Origin of the sequence: Pantoea sp. PNA 14-12, assembly GCF_004364735.1 — a bacterium.
Lineage (GTDB): Bacteria > Pseudomonadota > Gammaproteobacteria > Enterobacterales > Enterobacteriaceae > Pantoea > Pantoea stewartii.
Map to the genome: position 1 here is coordinate 1,331,795 of NZ_SOAJ01000001.1, position 15,694 is coordinate 1,347,488.

A 15,694-nucleotide genomic window follows, 5' to 3' on the forward strand; every position below is an offset into this window, starting at 1 on the left:
GCTTACCCCTTACGAAACATTTTCAGCATACGCTGCGTGACGGTGAAGCCACCGAAGATATTGATGCTGGCGATCAATACGGCAATAAAAGAAAGAAAACTCACCCAGCCGCCGTGCCCCATTTGCAATATTGCCCCTACCACAATAATGCCCGAAATCGCATTGGTGACTGACATGAGCGGCGTATGCAGCGCATGACTCACATTCCAGACCACGTAGTAGCCCACCACACAGGCCAGCGCAAAGACGGTGAAATGTGACAGGAATTCACTGGGGGCAACATTCGCGAGGCAGGCGAAGAGCACGACAGCGCCTGCCAGCAGCCCATATTTACGCCGGGGGGAAACGGGTGCCGCCGGGCTTTTCGTTTGCGCCGGTGCAGCGGCAGCCGCGGTCTTCGGCGCGGCGGAGACCTGAACTGGCGGCGCAGGCCAGGTGATCTCGCCGTCTCGAATCACCGTGACACTGCGGATGACGACGTCATCAAAGTCAATGACGATCTCGCCATTCTTCTCTTTACAAAGCAATTTCATCAGGTTGACGAGATTGCTGCCGTAGAGCTGAGATGATTGCGTCGGTAACCGGCTGGGCAGATCCGTATACCCGATAATTTTTACGCCGTTGTCCGTTACAGTGACCCGATCGGCGACGGTAAGCGCACAGTTGCCGCCGGTTTGTGCCGCCAGGTCAACAATGACGCTGCCAGGCTTCATGCTGGCCACCATTTCCCTGGTGATCAACGTCGGCGCAGGTTTACCCGGAATCAGCGCCGTGGTGACAATAATATCCACCTCCTGGGCCTGCTGAGCGAAAAGCGCCATTTCTGCTTTAATAAAAGCATCCGACATGACTCTGGCGTAACCATCATCACTGCCCGCCTCTTCTTTGAAATCCAGTTCAAGGAACTCTGCGCCCATACTTTGCACTTGTTCCTTCACTTCCGGACGCGTGTCAAAGGCGCGAACAACCGCGCCCAGGCTGCCTGCGGCACCGATTGCCGCCAGACCCGCCACGCCCGCACCAATCACCATCACTTTGGCAGGCGGGACTTTCCCGGCAGCGGTGATCTGACCGGTGAAAAAGCGACCAAATTCGTGTGCCGCCTCCACGATGGCCCGATAACCTGCAATATTGGCCATTGAGCTCAGCGCATCCAGCGACTGCGCACGGGAAATACGGGGCACGGCGTCCATCGCCATAACGGTGACCTTACGCGCAGCCAGTTTATCCAGCAGTTCAGGGTGCTGAGCAGGCCAGATAAAACTGACCAGCGTGCTGCCCTCGCGCATCAGTTCAATGTCGTCTTCACCGGGTGCATTCACTTTCAGCACAATATCGGCTTGCCAGACCTGCTGGCGATCGGTCAGCGTGGCGCCGGCGTTGACATAGCTGTCATCATCAAAACTGGCAGGCTTACCCGCACCCTGTTCAATCGTGACGCTAAAACCCAGCCTGATGAGTTGTTCAACGGTTTTCGGCGTGGCAGCCACGCGCGACTCATTGGCTGACCGCTCTTTAGGTATTCCAATTAACATAGTGTTCCCTTTCATCGATTAAAGGATGATGACCCTTGTGGTACAGACTGCTCTGACGTCATCCGCGTTCAGGCGGTGTGAATAAATGCAAGGGCATAATCGTGTCTAAACCTACTGAAAATGTTACAGGTGATCTACTGCACAGACGCACCAATGTCACATTCGCGGTAATATCCAGTTTTGGCCTCGTTATGCCGCATAACGTCACTGTCTGATCGCATCACTGGCAGATAATTAACTAACTAATCGCCCTTCGATACGAATATTCCTTTCGGAAAAACCTAAATTTAACAACGCATTAACGGTTTTGATAAGGCTACGAACGTTTATTTCATCTGCCTGTCTTAAGCGTAAGGTAAAATACCGATTTGTGATGCCGTGATAAAAAAAACCGGATCACAACGAGAGAGAAATCGCAAAAATTGGCTGCGACAGCGTGTTTATAACATGTAATAATCAGCAGCTATTCTGTTATACATCAAGAGTCCAGCACGTTTTCGTACTCATTTTGCGTAAGGCGAAGGATCATTTTTATGAAGCTGAAGAACACTATTCTGGCATCTACACTGTTATCTCTGCTGGCGGGAAATGCGTTTGCCGCTAAAGAGCTGACGCCAGAACAAGCGGCCGCGTTGAAGCCATTCGAACGTATTAATATCACCGGTCGTTTTAATGCAATTGGCGATGCGGCGGATGCCGTCTCCAAACGTGCTGATGAACTGAATGCAGATTCGTATTACATTCAAGGTATTAACGACAGCAACGGTAACAGTGGTAACTGGCGCGTAACCGCGGATCTGTATAAGGCGAATGCGCCTAAAGCGAGTCAGGAAACCGACTACCGGATGTTTAATGGCCTGAAAGAGCTGCCGAAAGCGGAAGCCTATCGCCTTGAACCTTTTGATACCGTGACGGTGACCGGCTTTTTCCCCAGCCAGCCCGATGTGAACGAGGCAATTTCTAAAGCCGCGAAAGAAAAAGGCGCTGCGTCCTTCTTTATTGTGCGTCAGGTTGATGCCAATACCGGTGGCAACCAGTTCATTACCGCTTACATCTATAAGGCGGATGCAAAACAGCGCGCCGTGCAGAGCCCGGATAGCATTCCGGCGGATTCTCAGGCAGGTAAAGCCGCGCTGGCCGCGGGCGGTGCTGAGGCGAAAAAAGTCGAGATTCCGGGCGTAGCCTCCTCTGAAACCCCAAGCAATGCCGTGGGACGCTTCTTTGAAACGCAGAGTTCAACCGGTAAACGCTATTCTGTGACGCTGCCAGACGGCCGGGAAATCCAGGAGCTGAACGCAGTCACCGCGGCACAGATGCAGCCGTTTGATACGGTCACCTTCAGCGGCCATTTCGGCACACCAACCGAAGTTTCGCAGGAAGCCGCCAAACGTGCGGCTGGCAAAGGTGCGAAGTTCTACCACATCACACGCCAGTGGCAGAACCAGAGCGGGGGTAACCTCACCGTGACCGCCGATCTGTTCAAATAAGCAATTAAGGGCGGCGCAAGCCGCCCAACTGTTTGCATAATCCCTGCGCAATTTTGCATAGTCACGCATTGCCATCCTTCACCGCACTCCGTAAAATCCTCCGCCTGTTTTTCAGCGTATTACACGCGATTTACGCAACACAACACCGATATAATAGGGTGTTTATGCTGGTCACCCAGCCACTTATGCTCGCAGGAAGAATGTTTTGGAGAAAAAATTAGGCCTCAGTGCCCTGACCGCGCTGGTACTCAGCTCCATGCTGGGTGCGGGTGTTTTCAGCTTGCCACAAAATATGGCGGCGGTCGCAGGTCCGGCCGCGTTGCTGACTGGCTGGCTGATCACCGGCGCAGGGATTATTTTCCTGTCGCTGGCGATGCTGCTGCTGACGCGACTCAAACCCGATCTGGATGGCGGTATCTTTACCTACGCCCGCGCTGGATTCGGTGAGTTGACGGGATTTTGTTCCGCCTGGGGTTACTGGCTGTGTGCGGTTATCGCCAACGTGTCCTATCTGGTTATTGTTTTCTCTGCCCTGAGTTTCTTCACCGATACGCCAGACAGGGTTATTTTTGGTAACGGGAATACCTGGCAGGCGATGCTGGGCGCATCCGTAGTGCTGTGGCTGGTTCACTGGCTGGTATTGCGGGGCGTTCAGACCGCCGCCAGCATTAACCTGCTGGCGACACTGGGCAAACTGGTGCCGCTGCTGCTGTTTGTGGTGCTGGCCGTCATGGCCTTCAATTATGACCGCTTCCATTTTGATTTTTCCGGGCTGAGCCTCGGCGTTCCGTTATGGCAACAGGTCAAACAGACCATGTTAATCACGCTGTGGGTGTTTATCGGCGTGGAAGGTGCTGTAGTGGTCTCGTCGCGAGCTCGCCATAAAAAGGATGTCGGACGGGCAACGCTGCTGGCCGTGCTGGCCGCCCTGCTGGTTTATCTGCTGGTCACCCTGCTGTCGTTAGGGATCGTGCCGCGCGCGGCGCTGGCCGAAATGCGTAACCCTTCAATGGCGGGCCTGATGACGCAACTGACGGGAAGCTGGGGTAACGCAATCATTGTCGTGGGCTTGATTATTTCTGTCTGCGGTGCCTATCTGAGCTGGACCATTATGGCGGCAGAAGTGCCGTTTATTGCCGCGCAGCAAGGTGCTTTCCCCCGCAGTATTGCCCGCCAGAACGTCCGTAATGCGCCAGCCGCCTCACTGTGGCTGACAAACGGTAGTGTGCAGGTTTGCCTGATCCTGATCGCCCTGACCGGTGCGGATTACAACATGCTGTTGACTATTGCCTCAGAAATGATTCTGGTGCCCTATTTGCTGGTGGGATTGTATTTGATCAAGGTGGTCAAAGGGCAACATAAACCCTGGGCGCTCGTGACAGGCATCGGTGCCAGCGTGTACGGCATCTGGTTGCTGTATGCCTCCGGTCCACTGCATCTGTTTATGTCTGTCGTGCTCTATGCGCCGGGCATTTTGCTGTTTATGTTCGCACGTCGGGGCGGACATGCAGTGGCACTGCGGCCCGTTGAGCGGGTTGCCATGGTCTGTATTATGGTGGCAACCCTGCCTGCGATGTGGGCCCTACTGACTTAGTGAGACTGACCGAGAACCACGCACAGCAGGTCACCCTGCTGTGTCAGCGTCACGGGCTTACGGTACTCTTCATGAATCGCCTCCAGCTGTTTCTCTGACAGCGGATACGGAAGCTGGATATCCACGTGGGCAATGTGCTGCTGCTCGGCTAACGTAATCAGGCGGGCGATGTTGATTTCGTCGCTGACCTGGGTTGATATGATTTGCAAGGCTAATTCTTTCAGGTGATCTTCACTTGCCTGTAAACTGTGCGCAGATTTGCGTGTCACCATGCCGAATATGGGCAGTACGCCATAGATGGCATCCACAAAGCTCCAACGTTTTTTGCAGGATGCCGACAGGAAATCACTGTAGTTAAAGCGGATGCGATCACGGTATACCGCTGATGCCAGCTCTTTATCAAACACTTTGGCTCCTCAAGGTGATCACAATGAATCCGGAACTCATATTAAACGCAGGGTTAATGATTGCATATTTTGCGGATTATATACCAGTTACTCAAGGATATTTCGTGTGATTGGATAGAGCTCTGCGCCAGGAAAAGTTATGCTTTATCCCTCCTTTTTACGTTAGTGTGAATTATGCATAAAATCGTTTACGTAGAAGATGAACCGGAGGTCGGTTCGCTCATTGCCGCCTACCTGGGACGCCATGATATTGAAGTGATTGTTGAGACGCGCGGCGATCGGGCTGAAGCCACCATTGCCGAACAGCAACCCGACCTGGTCATGCTCGACATCATGCTGCCCGGCAAAGATGGCATGTCAATCTGCCGTGACTTACGGGCAAACTGGCAGGGGCCGATCGTGCTGCTGACCTCCCTTGACAGTGATATGAACCATATCCTCGCGCTGGAGATGGGCGCGCAGGACTATATTCTGAAAACGGCCCCCCCAGCCGTTCTGCTGGCGCGATTGCGTCTGCACCTGCGTCAGTCACAACAGGTGCAAAGTGAAGAAGCCCCTGCGCCGACGAAAAATACACGCATGTTGCGGTTTGGCTCACTGACCATCGATGCCCTGAATCGCCAGGTCGTGCTGTTTGAAGAAAATATCGCCCTGTCCACGGCGGATTTTGATCTGCTTTGGGTGCTGGCCAGCCATGCCGGTCAAATTCTTAACCGTGATGCCTTGCTGAAAACCTTACGCGGCGTCAGTTACGATGGCATGGATCGCAGTATTGATGTCGCCATCTCGCGTTTGCGTAAAAAACTGCACGACAGCGCAACAGAGCCATTCCGCATCAAAACCATCCGCAACAAAGGCTATTTGTTTGCGCCGCAGGCCTGGGACACGCGTTCGGTATGAAAAAACTTTTTATTCAGTTCTACCTGCTGCTGTTTGTCTGTTTTCTGGTGATGTCGCTGATGGTCGGGCTGGTCTATAAATTTACCGCCGAACGCGCAGGCCGCCAGTCCATGAACGACTTGATGGCCAGCTCGCTCTACCTGATTCGCAGTGAACTGCGTGAAATCCCGCCGCGCGACTGGAATAAGACGATCAAAAGTCTGGATCTCGGTTTATCATTTGAGCTGCATATTGAGCCCATGAGCCGGTTCGAACTGGATGAAAATGAGTTACGCCGTCTGCGTGCGGGCGAAATCGTTGCGCTGGATGACAAATACACCTTCCTGCAACACATTCCGCGCAGTCATTATGTCCTGACCGTCGGGCCTATACCTTACCTTTTTTATCTGCATCAAATGCGCCTGCTGGATATGGCACTGGTCGTATTTATTGGCATGTCGCTTGGGCTGCCGGTATTTATCTGGCTGCGTCCGCACTGGAAAGAGATGCTGCGACTGGAACATGCCGCTCAGCGTTTTGGTCAGGGGCAACTGGACGTGCGTACTCATTTCGACAGCACCTCCAGCCTGTTTCGCGTTGGCGTCGCGTTTAACCAAATGGCTGAGAATATCAATACGCTCGTCACCAGCAAGAAACAGCTTATTGATGGTATCGCTCACGAGTTGCGTACACCGCTTGTGCGGCTGCGCTATCGTCTGGAGATGAGCGATAACCTGAGCGAAGCCGAATCTGCGGCGCTGAATCGTGATGTGAGTCAGCTGGAAAGCCTGATTGAAGAGCTGCTGACTTATGCCCGTCTGGATCGTCCACGCGTCGACCTTAATTTGCAGTCGCTGGATCTGGCCAGCTGGTTGCGTGAACGCATGGAAGACTTTCAGGCCATCAACCCGGATACGCAGATTGAGCTGGATTTACCCCAGCGGGAAAACTACGGCGTTTCAGACACCCGGCTTATGGAGCGCGTGCTGGACAATCTTGTCAATAACGCGCTGCGCTATGCAAACCAGCGCCTGAGGGTCAGCTTATGGTTTGACGGCGCAGTCGGTAATTTGCAGGTCGACGATGACGGTCCGGGGATCCCCCATGAAGAACGTGAACGTGTATTTGAACCCTTTGTCCGGCTCGATCCGAGTCGCGACCGCGCAACGGGCGGCTGTGGACTTGGCCTGGCCATCGTTCACTCCATCGCCCATGCGCTCAGCGGCCGGGTTTCCGTTGAAACCAGCCCGCTTGGCGGTGCCAGCCTGCGTTTTAGCTGGCCGCTCGATCTCCCCTTTCGGGAACTTCCACGACGTTAACGCATTCAGGAGCTTTGTGTGACTTCAGCCTATCAACACCTTTGTAAGACCTTCCAGCGCCTGTCGCGTTTTAGTCATCTCAGCGCCATCGCCGGATGGGACATGCAAACCATGATGCCCGCCGGTGGCAGCGCCGCACGGGGCGAAGCGCTGGCGGAAATGAGTGTGCTGCAACATCAGATTCTGACGGATAAACGCATTGGCGACTGGCTGGATCAGGCAGAACAGCAATCGCTGAATGATGTTGAACGCGCCAATCTGGGCGAAATGCGCCGCGCTTATGTTCAGGCAACATTACTGCCTGCTGAACTGGTCGAAGCCAAATCCATTGCGGGATCGCGCTGTGAGCATGCCTGGCGCACACAGCGTCCGGCAAACGACTGGCAGGGTTTTGCGACCAATTTGAAAGAGGTCGTACGCTTAAGCCGTCAGGAAGCTGAACTGCGTGCGCAAGCGAACGGCTGCTCCCGCTATGACGCGCTGCTTGACGTGTTTGAACCGGGCATGACCAGCGCCACGCTGGATCATACCTTCGGGCAGTTAAAAACCTGGCTTCCACACTTGTTGCAGCAGGTCGTCGAAAAACAGGCTCAGCAGCCGGTGATCACGCCCCAGGGACCGTTCCCGATAGCCTCACAGCGCGAACTGGGTTTACGCGTGATGGCCGAGCTGGGGTTTGATTTTAACCATGGCCGCCTGGACATTAGCGCGCACCCTTTCTGCGGCGGCGTGCCCGAAGATGTGCGTATTACCACCCGCTACAATCAGGATGAGTTTCTGAGCGCCATGATGGGCGTCATTCATGAGACTGGCCACGCGCGCTACGAACAGAATTTGCCTGAGCAATGGCGCGGTCAGCCGGTTGCGCTGGCGCGATCCACGGCGATCCATGAGTCACAAAGTCTTTTTATGGAAATGCAACTGGGACGCAGCGCACCTTTCCTGCAGCGTATCCTGCCGCAAATCATCAGTCAGCTCGGTGACCAGCCCGCCCTTCAGGCAGATAACTTTGTCCGGCTAACGCAGCAGGTTAAACCGGGCCTGATTCGAGTGGATGCGGACGAACTGAGCTATCCGGCGCACGTCATTCTGCGCTACGAGATCGAACGCGCGCTGATTGAAGGCGAGATTGAGGTTGAAGACATTCCGGCGCTGTGGGATGAGAAGATGCAACAATCCCTGGGTCTGGATACGCGCGGCAACTACCGCAATGGCTGCATGCAGGATATTCACTGGACCGATGGCGCCTTCGGCTATTTCCCGACATACACACTCGGGGCGATGTACGCTGCGCAGCTGTTCCAGGCGTTACAAAACGCAATTCCGCAATCCGCCGAGCTGATACAGCATGGCGACCTGCAGCCGGTATTTGACTGGCTGCAGCAGAATATCTGGCAACATGGCAGCCGTTTCACCACCGAACAGTTGATTGTCAATGCTACTGGCGAAGCGCTCAACCCAGACTATTTCCGCAAACATCTTGAGCAACGTTACCTGAACAGTTAAGGTAGCAGGCGGCCTGAGGGCCGCCTTTTCCTCCCGTACATCCCCTTTGTACAATCGGTTACACAGCGATACCAATCACCCACGGACGCGCCAGTTTTATTTTCATATAGTCTTCTCACCGGCCCCGCAGTGGGCTACACATGAAAAAATAGTCCGAGGATTTTGCAATGAAAAAATTATTTGCACTGGTAATCGCCGCTGCTATGGGTCTGTCTTCAGTTGCTTTCGCTGCTGAGACAACTGCCGCTCCTGCAACTGCTGCTCCAGCGGCTGCGACCACCACCGCTGCACCTGCTAAAGCTGAGCACAAAGCTGCTGTCCATAAGAAGCATCATAAAGCTGCACAGAAAGCGCAGGCTGCTAAGAAACACCACAAAAAAGCTGCCCAGAAAGCGCAGGCCGCTAAGAAGAAAGTAGCGAAGAAAGACACTGCACAGAAAGCGCAGGCTGCTAAGAAACACACCAAAAAACCAGCTCAGAAAGCCCAGGCTGCTAAAAAACACCACAAAAAAGCTGCCCAGAAAGCTCAGGCCGCTAAAAAGCACCACAAAAAAGCAGCCCAGAAAGCTCAGGCCGCTAAAAAACACACCAAAAAGCCAGCTCAGAAAGCCCAGGCAGCTAAAAAGCACCACAAAAAAGCCGCTAAAAAATAAGGTCGCCCTTTAGGGTCCGAGTAAGCGTTAATAATTAAAAACACCCGGTTCTGCCGGGTGTTTCTTTACTGGAGTGGCTAATATGGTCCGTCGCTATCGCTTCGAAATTATTCTGATTGTGATGATCTTATGTGGCGTTATCGCGGCCAGTTTTTTTATTTAGTCGCTGTAGCGTACTGATTCACTGAAAAAACTCCCTTTTTCACGCCTCACTGACTATAGTTATGTCACTTTAGTAATAACAAAAACGTTTTCTTTTTCTCGCTATTGAGAGTTCTATGCGCCTGGCTACCCTGTTAATCGTTGGACTTTTCAGTTTCACCGCGTTTGTTCATGCTGATGATAATGATGATTCACCGACACCCGCCGAAATTAAAATGTTGTTTTTTGGCAAAGATCATCGCCAGGCCATTACCGATGTCAGCGCGGCCCCCTGGGATGCGATAGGACAACTGGAAACCGAGAGCGGTAATCTGTGCACCGCCACGTTAATTTCTCCCCATCTTGCCCTGACGGCGGGCCACTGTTTACTGACACCTCCAGGTAAATTTGATAAACCCGTAGCGCTACGTTTTATGTCTACCAAAAAAGGCTGGCGCTACGAAATTCATGACATCGATGCGCGCGTTGAACCGTCGCTGGTGCATAAGCTGAAAGCGGATGGCGAAGGCTGGATCGTCCCCAGCAATGCAGCGCCGTTCGATTACGGTTTGATTATTTTGCGCAATCCCCCTTCTGCCATTACGCCGATTCCGCTGTTTGAAGGTTCGCGTAGTGACTTAACCGAAGCGCTGAAAGCGGCGGGCCGCAAGGTGACCCAGGCAGGTTATCCCGCCGATCATCTCGACAGCCTGTATTCACACAGCGACTGCCTGATTACCGGCTGGGCGCAACGGGCGGTTTTATCGCATCAGTGCGATACCTTGCCTGGCGACAGCGGTTCTCCGCTCCTGCTGAAAGGCGATAAGGGCTGGCAACTGATAGCGGTGCAGAGTTCTGCCCCGGCGGCGAAAGACCGTTATCTGGCTGACAACCGCGCGATTGCCGTGACGTCATTTAAAGACCGGCTGGAAGCGCTGGCGCAGTAGCTCTCACCGTTACACAAAAAAGCCCGCATTCTTAAATGCGGGCTTTTTTATTCTTACAAGACCCTGTTTGCCGCCGTCAGGCGGTGATCTGCTCCATCGCCTGCATGATGCGCTTATCTGAAATGGGATAAGGCGTGCCAAGCTGCTGTGCGAACAGGCTGATGCGGAGTTCTTCCAGCATCCAGCGAATATGCAGCACATCCTCATCATCCTGACGCTGCGGCGGCAGTTTGTTGCGCCAGGCCTGCCAGGCCTGTTCAACGGCCTGAACCCGGAGCATACGGGCGCGGTCGCTGTGGGGATCAACCGGCAATTTTTCCAGCCGACGCTCAATACCGTGCAGGTAACGTAAGGTATCGGCCAGATGCCGCCAGCCATTTTGGGTCACAAATCCCCGGTACACCAGCCCATTCATCTGCGCCTTAATATCGGCCAGCGCCAGTGCCAGTGTCATATCAACCCGACCTTTAAGGCGCTTATTGATATTGAAGACCGCCGTCAGAATCTGCTCAACCTGCTTTGCTATCTCCACCACGGTATCATTCAGCTCGGCGCGGACCTTCTCGCGCAGCGCATCGAAGGCCGCCTGTTCCCAGGCCGGTCCACCCGCCTCGGCAATCAGCTTATCGATACCGCAGGCAATACAGTCATCGATCAGCTCCATCACTTTGCCATAGGGATTAAAATAGAGGCCCAGCTTGGCTTTATTCGGCAATTTTTCGTGCAGATATTTCACCGGCGACGGAATATTCAGCAACAGCAACCGACGCTGACCGCGCCACATCATTTTCTGCTGCTCATGCTCACTATCGAATAACCGGATGGCCACACTGTCTTTCTCATCGACCAGCGCGGGCCAGGCTTTTACCTGGTAGTTGCCGCGTTTTTGCTCGTAGCTGCGAGGCAAATCGCCAAAGCTCCAGAGGTGTAAACCGCGCTGTTCCAGACCATCATCCGCCACGTTGGACAGCGTTTCCTGCACCTTGCCTTTAAGCAGCACTTTCAGCGCCGCGAGATCTTTACCTTCCTGCAGCTTACGGTTGTGTTCGTCTACCACCCGGAAGGTCATTTTCAGATGATCGGGCACCTGTTCCCATTGCCAGTCGTCCCGCTCCAGCGTCACGCCCGTCATCCGGCGGAACTCGCGCGACAGGGCATCAAGCAGCGGCATTTCCATTGCGGTCACGCGGCCTAAAAACGCCTCGGCATAGTTTGGCGCGGGCACCAGATGACGACGCAGCGGCTTCGGTAACGATTTAATCAGCGCAATAATCAGTTCACGCCGTACACCGGGAATCTGCCACTCAAAGCCGGCTTCATCGACCTGGTTCAGCAGCGGAAGCGGAATATGGACCGTCACGCCATCGGCATCCGCACCGGGTTCAAACTGATAACTCAACCTGAGTTTGAGATTTCCCTGATGCCAGACATTGGGATAGTCGAGCTGGCTGACCGTATCGGCGCCCGCTTTGATCAGCATCTGCTTATCAAAATTGAGCAGTTCCGGGGTGGTTTTGCTGACCTGTTTCCACCAGCTGTCAAAGTGGCGTGCGGAAACCACCTCTTTCCCTACACGTTGGTCGTAAAAGGCAAACAAGGTTTCGTCATCTACCAGAATGTCGCGGCGACGCGATTTATGTTCCAGGTCTTCCACTTCACTGCGCAGCTTCTGATTAGCACGGAAAAATGCGTGGCGCGTTTGCCAGTCGCCTTCCACCAGCGCGTGGCGAATAAACAATTCGCGACTCAGCGTAGGATCGATCGCGCCATAGTTGACCTTGCGCGCGGCCACAATCGGCAAGCCGTACAAGGTGACTTTCTCACTGGCCATGACGGCGCCCTGCGATTTCTCCCAGTGCGGTTCACTGTAGCTACGTTTGATCAGATGCTGTGCCAGCGGTTCTATCCATTCCGGATCGATACGCGCGGCAATACGGCCCCAGAGTCGGCTGGTTTCCACCAGCTCCGCCACCATTGTCCACTTGGGCGGTTTTTTGAATAAACCTGAGCCCGGAAAAATGGCAAAGCGCGCATTGCGTGCACCGGTAAACTCCTGCTTTTCCGCATCTTTCTGGCCGATATGCGACAGTAAACCGGTCAGTAACGCGCAGTGGATCTCGCGATACTCCGCCGGTTCGCTGTTCACCGGAATACCAAGTTCACGGACCACCTGACGCAGTTGGGTATAGATATCCTGCCATTCCCGTACGCGCAGGTAGTTAAGGAAATCGGCTTTACACTGGCGACGGAAGACATTGCCGGACAGCGCTTTTTGCTGCTCGCCCAGGTAGTTCCACAGGTTAACAAAGGCCATAAAATCAGACTCTTTGTCAGCAAAACGCCGGTGTTTTTCATCGGAGGCCTGCTTCTTCTCTGCCGGGCGTTCGCGCGGATCCTGTATCGACAAACCTGCCGCGATAATCATCACTTCGCGCACACAGCCGTACTGCCGGGCAGCCAGCACCATGCGTGCCAGGCGCGGATCCACAGGCAGTTGCGCCAGCTGGCGGCCCGAGCCGCTAAGTTTATAATGGCCTTCTTCGCTCAGGGTCAGCGCGCCCAGCTCCTCCAGCAATCTGACGCCGTCCTGAATATGGCGTTTATCCGGCGCTTCCACAAACGGGAACGCCGCAATATCGCCCAGTCCCAGCGCGGTCATCTGCAGAATGACTGAGGCCAGATTGGTGCGCAGAATTTCGGGATCGGTAAAGGCCGGACGGCTCAGGAAATCCGCTTCAGAATACAACCGGATACAGATCCCTTCCGATACGCGGCCGCAACGTCCTTTACGCTGATTCGCGGAAGCCTGAGAAATGGGCTCTATCGGCAGACGCTGAACTTTGGTGCGGTAGCTGTAGCGGCTGATGCGCGCCGTGCCCGGATCGATGACGTACTTGATGCCCGGCACGGTGAGCGAGGTTTCGGCAACGTTCGTCGCCAGCACGATACGTCGCCCGCTGTGTGACTGAAATACCCGATTTTGCTCACTGTTCGACAGACGCGCATACAGCGGCAGCACTTCGGTATGCGGCAAATCGCGCTTCATCAGCGCATCGGCGGTATCGCGAATCTCCCGCTCGCCGCTCATGAAGATCAGAATATCGCCCCGGCCCTCCCGGCTCAGCTCATCAACCGCATCAAAGATCGCCTGAAGCTGATCGCGTTCCACATCGTCCGCCTCTTCGACGACCGGACGATAACGGACTTCCACCGGATAAGTCCGGCCCGATACTTCAATCACCGGCGCGTTGTTAAAGTGGCGGGAGAAGCGCTGTGGATCGATAGTCGCCGAGGTGATAATGACTTTAAGATCGGGACGGCGCGGCAGCAGCTCACGCAAATAGCCCAGCAGAAAGTCGATATTCAGGCTGCGTTCGTGCGCTTCATCGATGATGATGGTGTCATACTGCATCAACAGGCGATCCTGCTGGATCTCCGCCAGCAGAATCCCGTCGGTCATCAGCTTAATCTGCGTGGTTTCACCGACCTGATCATTAAAGCGCACTTTGTAGCCGACGCAGCCGCCCAGCGACGTTTCCAGCTCTTCGGCAATGCGGTTCGCGACGGTGCGCGCCGCAAGACGACGAGGTTGCGTATGGCCAATTAAACCGGTGATACCGCGTCCCAGCGCCAGGCAAATTTTGGGCAACTGGGTGGTTTTTCCCGACCCGGTTTCACCTGCCACGATCACGACCTGATGAGCGCGAATCGCATCCGCGATATCCTGCTGTTTCTGACTGACCGGAAGATTATCCGGGAACGTGATGCGCGGTGTGGCGGCAATACGCTGAGCCACGCGCTGCTCAGCCGCGAGAATATCCTGCTCCAGTTCGGCGGCAATACCGTGTTGGGCATCAGGATTTTTCACTTTTCTGGCACCGTGCAACCGGCGTTGCAGCCGCTGCCGGTCGCGCAGCATCAGGGCATCAAGCCGCGACCAAAGCGGCGTTAAGGGAGATGAAACCGGAGAAGACATAGTAATGACGTACCTTACTCAGGCGGTGTGGACTCAGCGTACAGTGCTAAGATAACCCGCTGATTAACGATAATAATTGCGCCTATCATAGCACATTCCCGTTTGCCGCGCGGACCTCGCGCATGACGGGTTGTTCAATTAATTCGAATATAGCTCTCGAAATATTGCGCTTTCCCGCTCCGTTCAATGTTTGTAAAGTGTAAGCCATTGAGCGGGAAGCCTTCCGCGTAACAGACAGGAAACTACGATGAGCAAAGTATTAGTTCTGAAATCAAGCATTCTTGCAGGCTATTCACAATCTGGTCAGCTGGCTGACTTCTATGCTGAGCAGGCAAAGGCCAAAGGCGATCAGGTGACCGTGCGTGACCTGGCAGAAAACCCGGTACCGGTGCTGGATGGTGAGTTAGTGGGCGCGCTGCGTCCTTCCGATGCGCCGCTGTCTCCGCGTCAGCAGGAAGCCTTGTCACTGTCTGATGCGCTGATTGCAGAGCTGCAGGCACATGATGTGGTGGTGATTGCTGCCCCAATGTACAACTTCAACATTCCTACGCAGTTGAAGAACTATTTCGACCTGATCGCCCGTGCTGGCGTGACCTTCCGTTATACCGAAGCCGGCCCGGAAGGCCTTGTCAAAGGCAAGCGCGCCGTGATTCTGTCCAGCCGTGGTGGCATTCATAAAGATACCGCTTCTGACCTGCTGACTCCTTACGTCAAGCTGTTCCTGGGCTTTATCGGTATCACTGATGTCGAGTTTGTGTTTGCCGAAGGCATTGCCTATGGCCCGGAAGTCGCGACAAAAGCCACCGCCGAAGCAAAAGACGCGATCAAACACATCGTTGCGGCCTGATTCGCCGATCTTATCTGGAAAACCGGGCTGAGCCCGGTTTTTTTATGCCTGCCGTACAACGTTGTCGCCCGGCTATTTCCTGAGCCACTGTCCGTTGATGCCGCGTACATATTCCCCCGCTGCGGCACGGTTTACCAGCTTCTGTCCGGCGATTCTGGCCACCTCATCCGTTGTCAGGTTGTTCTGCTCTGCCAGACGTTGATACTGTGCAGCACGACCGTCATTAATGCGTTTAACCAGTGCCAGCGTGTCGCTGTCATCTGCGCGCGGCGCAATATATCCTGACAGTGTTTCTCCCACCCGGCCTGACTGACGGGCTTCATCCAGCGTCAATGCCCAGGCGGGCAGGCTCATCGTAAGGGCCAGTAAGCATGTGATGCCGATGCGTTTCATGCGGACTCTC

The 15,694-nt window shown here is 54.4% G+C and carries 12 protein-coding genes; 8 read left to right on the forward strand and 4 right to left on the reverse strand.

The window, feature by feature from the left end; genetic code table 11:
- Nucleotides 1-2 precede the first annotated feature (2 nt).
- A complete protein-coding gene (pntA, locus tag C7434_RS06325; protein ID WP_033741761.1) occupies nucleotides 3-1,535 on the reverse strand; it encodes a Re/Si-specific NAD(P)(+) transhydrogenase subunit alpha in 1,533 nt (510 codons plus the stop codon).
- Between the two features lie 533 nt (nucleotides 1,536-2,068).
- Here pntA and ydgH point away from each other — a divergent pair.
- Together ydgH and C7434_RS06335 are read left to right on the forward strand one after the other, a co-directional pair.
- Nucleotides 2,069-3,022, forward strand: a complete 954-nt coding sequence (gene ydgH / locus C7434_RS06330) for a DUF1471 family protein YdgH (RefSeq protein WP_006119253.1) — start codon at nucleotides 2,069-2,071, stop codon at nucleotides 3,020-3,022.
- 205 nt (nucleotides 3,023-3,227) lie between these two features.
- On the forward strand, nucleotides 3,228-4,616 hold the full coding sequence (locus C7434_RS06335; protein ID WP_033741762.1) for a basic amino acid/polyamine antiporter: 1,389 nt from the start codon (nucleotides 3,228-3,230) through the stop codon (nucleotides 4,614-4,616).
- Here C7434_RS06335 and C7434_RS06340 read toward each other — a convergent pair.
- Complete coding sequence (locus tag C7434_RS06340) at nucleotides 4,613-5,023, reverse strand: hypothetical protein (protein WP_033741763.1); 411 nt, start codon at nucleotides 5,021-5,023, stop codon at nucleotides 4,613-4,615. The genes C7434_RS06335 and C7434_RS06340 overlap by 4 nt on opposite strands.
- A 174-nt stretch (nucleotides 5,024-5,197) precedes the next feature.
- Between C7434_RS06340 and rstA the strand changes: the two genes are divergently transcribed.
- From rstA to C7434_RS06365, 5 genes are all read left to right on the forward strand, one after another.
- Complete coding sequence (gene rstA / locus C7434_RS06345; RefSeq protein WP_006119256.1) at nucleotides 5,198-5,923, forward strand: two-component system response regulator RstA; 726 nt, start codon at nucleotides 5,198-5,200, stop codon at nucleotides 5,921-5,923.
- Nucleotides 5,920-7,221 (forward strand): two-component system sensor histidine kinase RstB, encoded by a 1,302-nt coding sequence (gene rstB / locus C7434_RS06350; protein ID WP_133745251.1) that lies wholly within the window; start codon nucleotides 5,920-5,922, stop codon nucleotides 7,219-7,221. Before rstA ends, rstB begins: the two co-directional genes overlap by 4 nt.
- An 18-nt stretch (nucleotides 7,222-7,239) precedes the next feature.
- Nucleotides 7,240-8,727, forward strand: a complete 1,488-nt coding sequence (locus tag C7434_RS06355) for a carboxypeptidase M32 (RefSeq protein ID WP_033741765.1) — start codon at nucleotides 7,240-7,242, stop codon at nucleotides 8,725-8,727.
- 167 nt (nucleotides 8,728-8,894) lie between these two features.
- Nucleotides 8,895-9,380 (forward strand): acid resistance repetitive basic protein Asr, encoded by a 486-nt coding sequence (gene asr, locus C7434_RS06360; RefSeq protein WP_006119259.1) that lies wholly within the window; start codon nucleotides 8,895-8,897, stop codon nucleotides 9,378-9,380.
- 278 nt (nucleotides 9,381-9,658) lie between these two features.
- Nucleotides 9,659-10,468: a serine protease gene (locus C7434_RS06365; protein WP_006119261.1), complete on the forward strand. Its 810-nt coding sequence runs from the start codon at nucleotides 9,659-9,661 to the stop codon at nucleotides 10,466-10,468.
- A gap of 76 nt (nucleotides 10,469-10,544) precedes the next feature.
- On the opposite strand, the gene hrpA is transcribed toward C7434_RS06365, so the two are convergent.
- The gene (gene hrpA / locus C7434_RS06370) at nucleotides 10,545-14,444 is read right to left on the reverse strand and encodes an ATP-dependent RNA helicase HrpA (protein WP_133745252.1); all 3,900 of its coding nucleotides are present in this window, start codon (nucleotides 14,442-14,444) and stop codon (nucleotides 10,545-10,547) included.
- A 247-nt stretch (nucleotides 14,445-14,691) separates the two neighbouring features.
- Here hrpA and azoR point away from each other — a divergent pair, with 247 nt between their 5' ends.
- Entirely contained in the window at nucleotides 14,692-15,291 is a 600-nt protein-coding gene (gene azoR, locus C7434_RS06375) for an FMN-dependent NADH-azoreductase (protein ID WP_006119264.1), read from the forward strand.
- A gap of 72 nt (nucleotides 15,292-15,363) precedes the next feature.
- Here azoR and C7434_RS06380 read toward each other — a convergent pair whose 3' ends face one another.
- Nucleotides 15,364-15,684 (reverse strand): YdbL family protein, encoded by a 321-nt coding sequence (locus C7434_RS06380; RefSeq protein WP_033741770.1) that lies wholly within the window; start codon nucleotides 15,682-15,684, stop codon nucleotides 15,364-15,366.
- Nucleotides 15,685-15,694 lie beyond the last annotated feature (10 nt).

What these genes read in the sequence shown, in the direction of transcription:
- pntA (WP_033741761.1), bottom strand. Translation starts at nt 1,535, where the DNA reads ATGTTAATTGGAATACCTAAAGAGCGGTCAGCCAATGAGTCGCGCGTG.
- ydgH (WP_006119253.1), top strand. Translation starts at nt 2,069, where the DNA reads ATGAAGCTGAAGAACACTATTCTGGCATCTACACTGTTATCTCTGCTG.
- rstA (WP_006119256.1), top strand. Translation starts at nt 5,198, where the DNA reads ATGCATAAAATCGTTTACGTAGAAGATGAACCGGAGGTCGGTTCGCTC.
- rstB (WP_133745251.1), top strand. Translation starts at nt 5,920, where the DNA reads ATGAAAAAACTTTTTATTCAGTTCTACCTGCTGCTGTTTGTCTGTTTT.
- asr (WP_006119259.1), top strand. Translation starts at nt 8,895, where the DNA reads ATGAAAAAATTATTTGCACTGGTAATCGCCGCTGCTATGGGTCTGTCT.
- C7434_RS06365 (WP_006119261.1), top strand. Translation starts at nt 9,659, where the DNA reads ATGCGCCTGGCTACCCTGTTAATCGTTGGACTTTTCAGTTTCACCGCG.
- hrpA (WP_133745252.1), bottom strand. Translation starts at nt 14,444, where the DNA reads ATGTCTTCTCCGGTTTCATCTCCCTTAACGCCGCTTTGGTCGCGGCTT.
- azoR (WP_006119264.1), top strand. Translation starts at nt 14,692, where the DNA reads ATGAGCAAAGTATTAGTTCTGAAATCAAGCATTCTTGCAGGCTATTCA.
- C7434_RS06380 (WP_033741770.1), bottom strand. Translation starts at nt 15,684, where the DNA reads ATGAAACGCATCGGCATCACATGCTTACTGGCCCTTACGATGAGCCTG.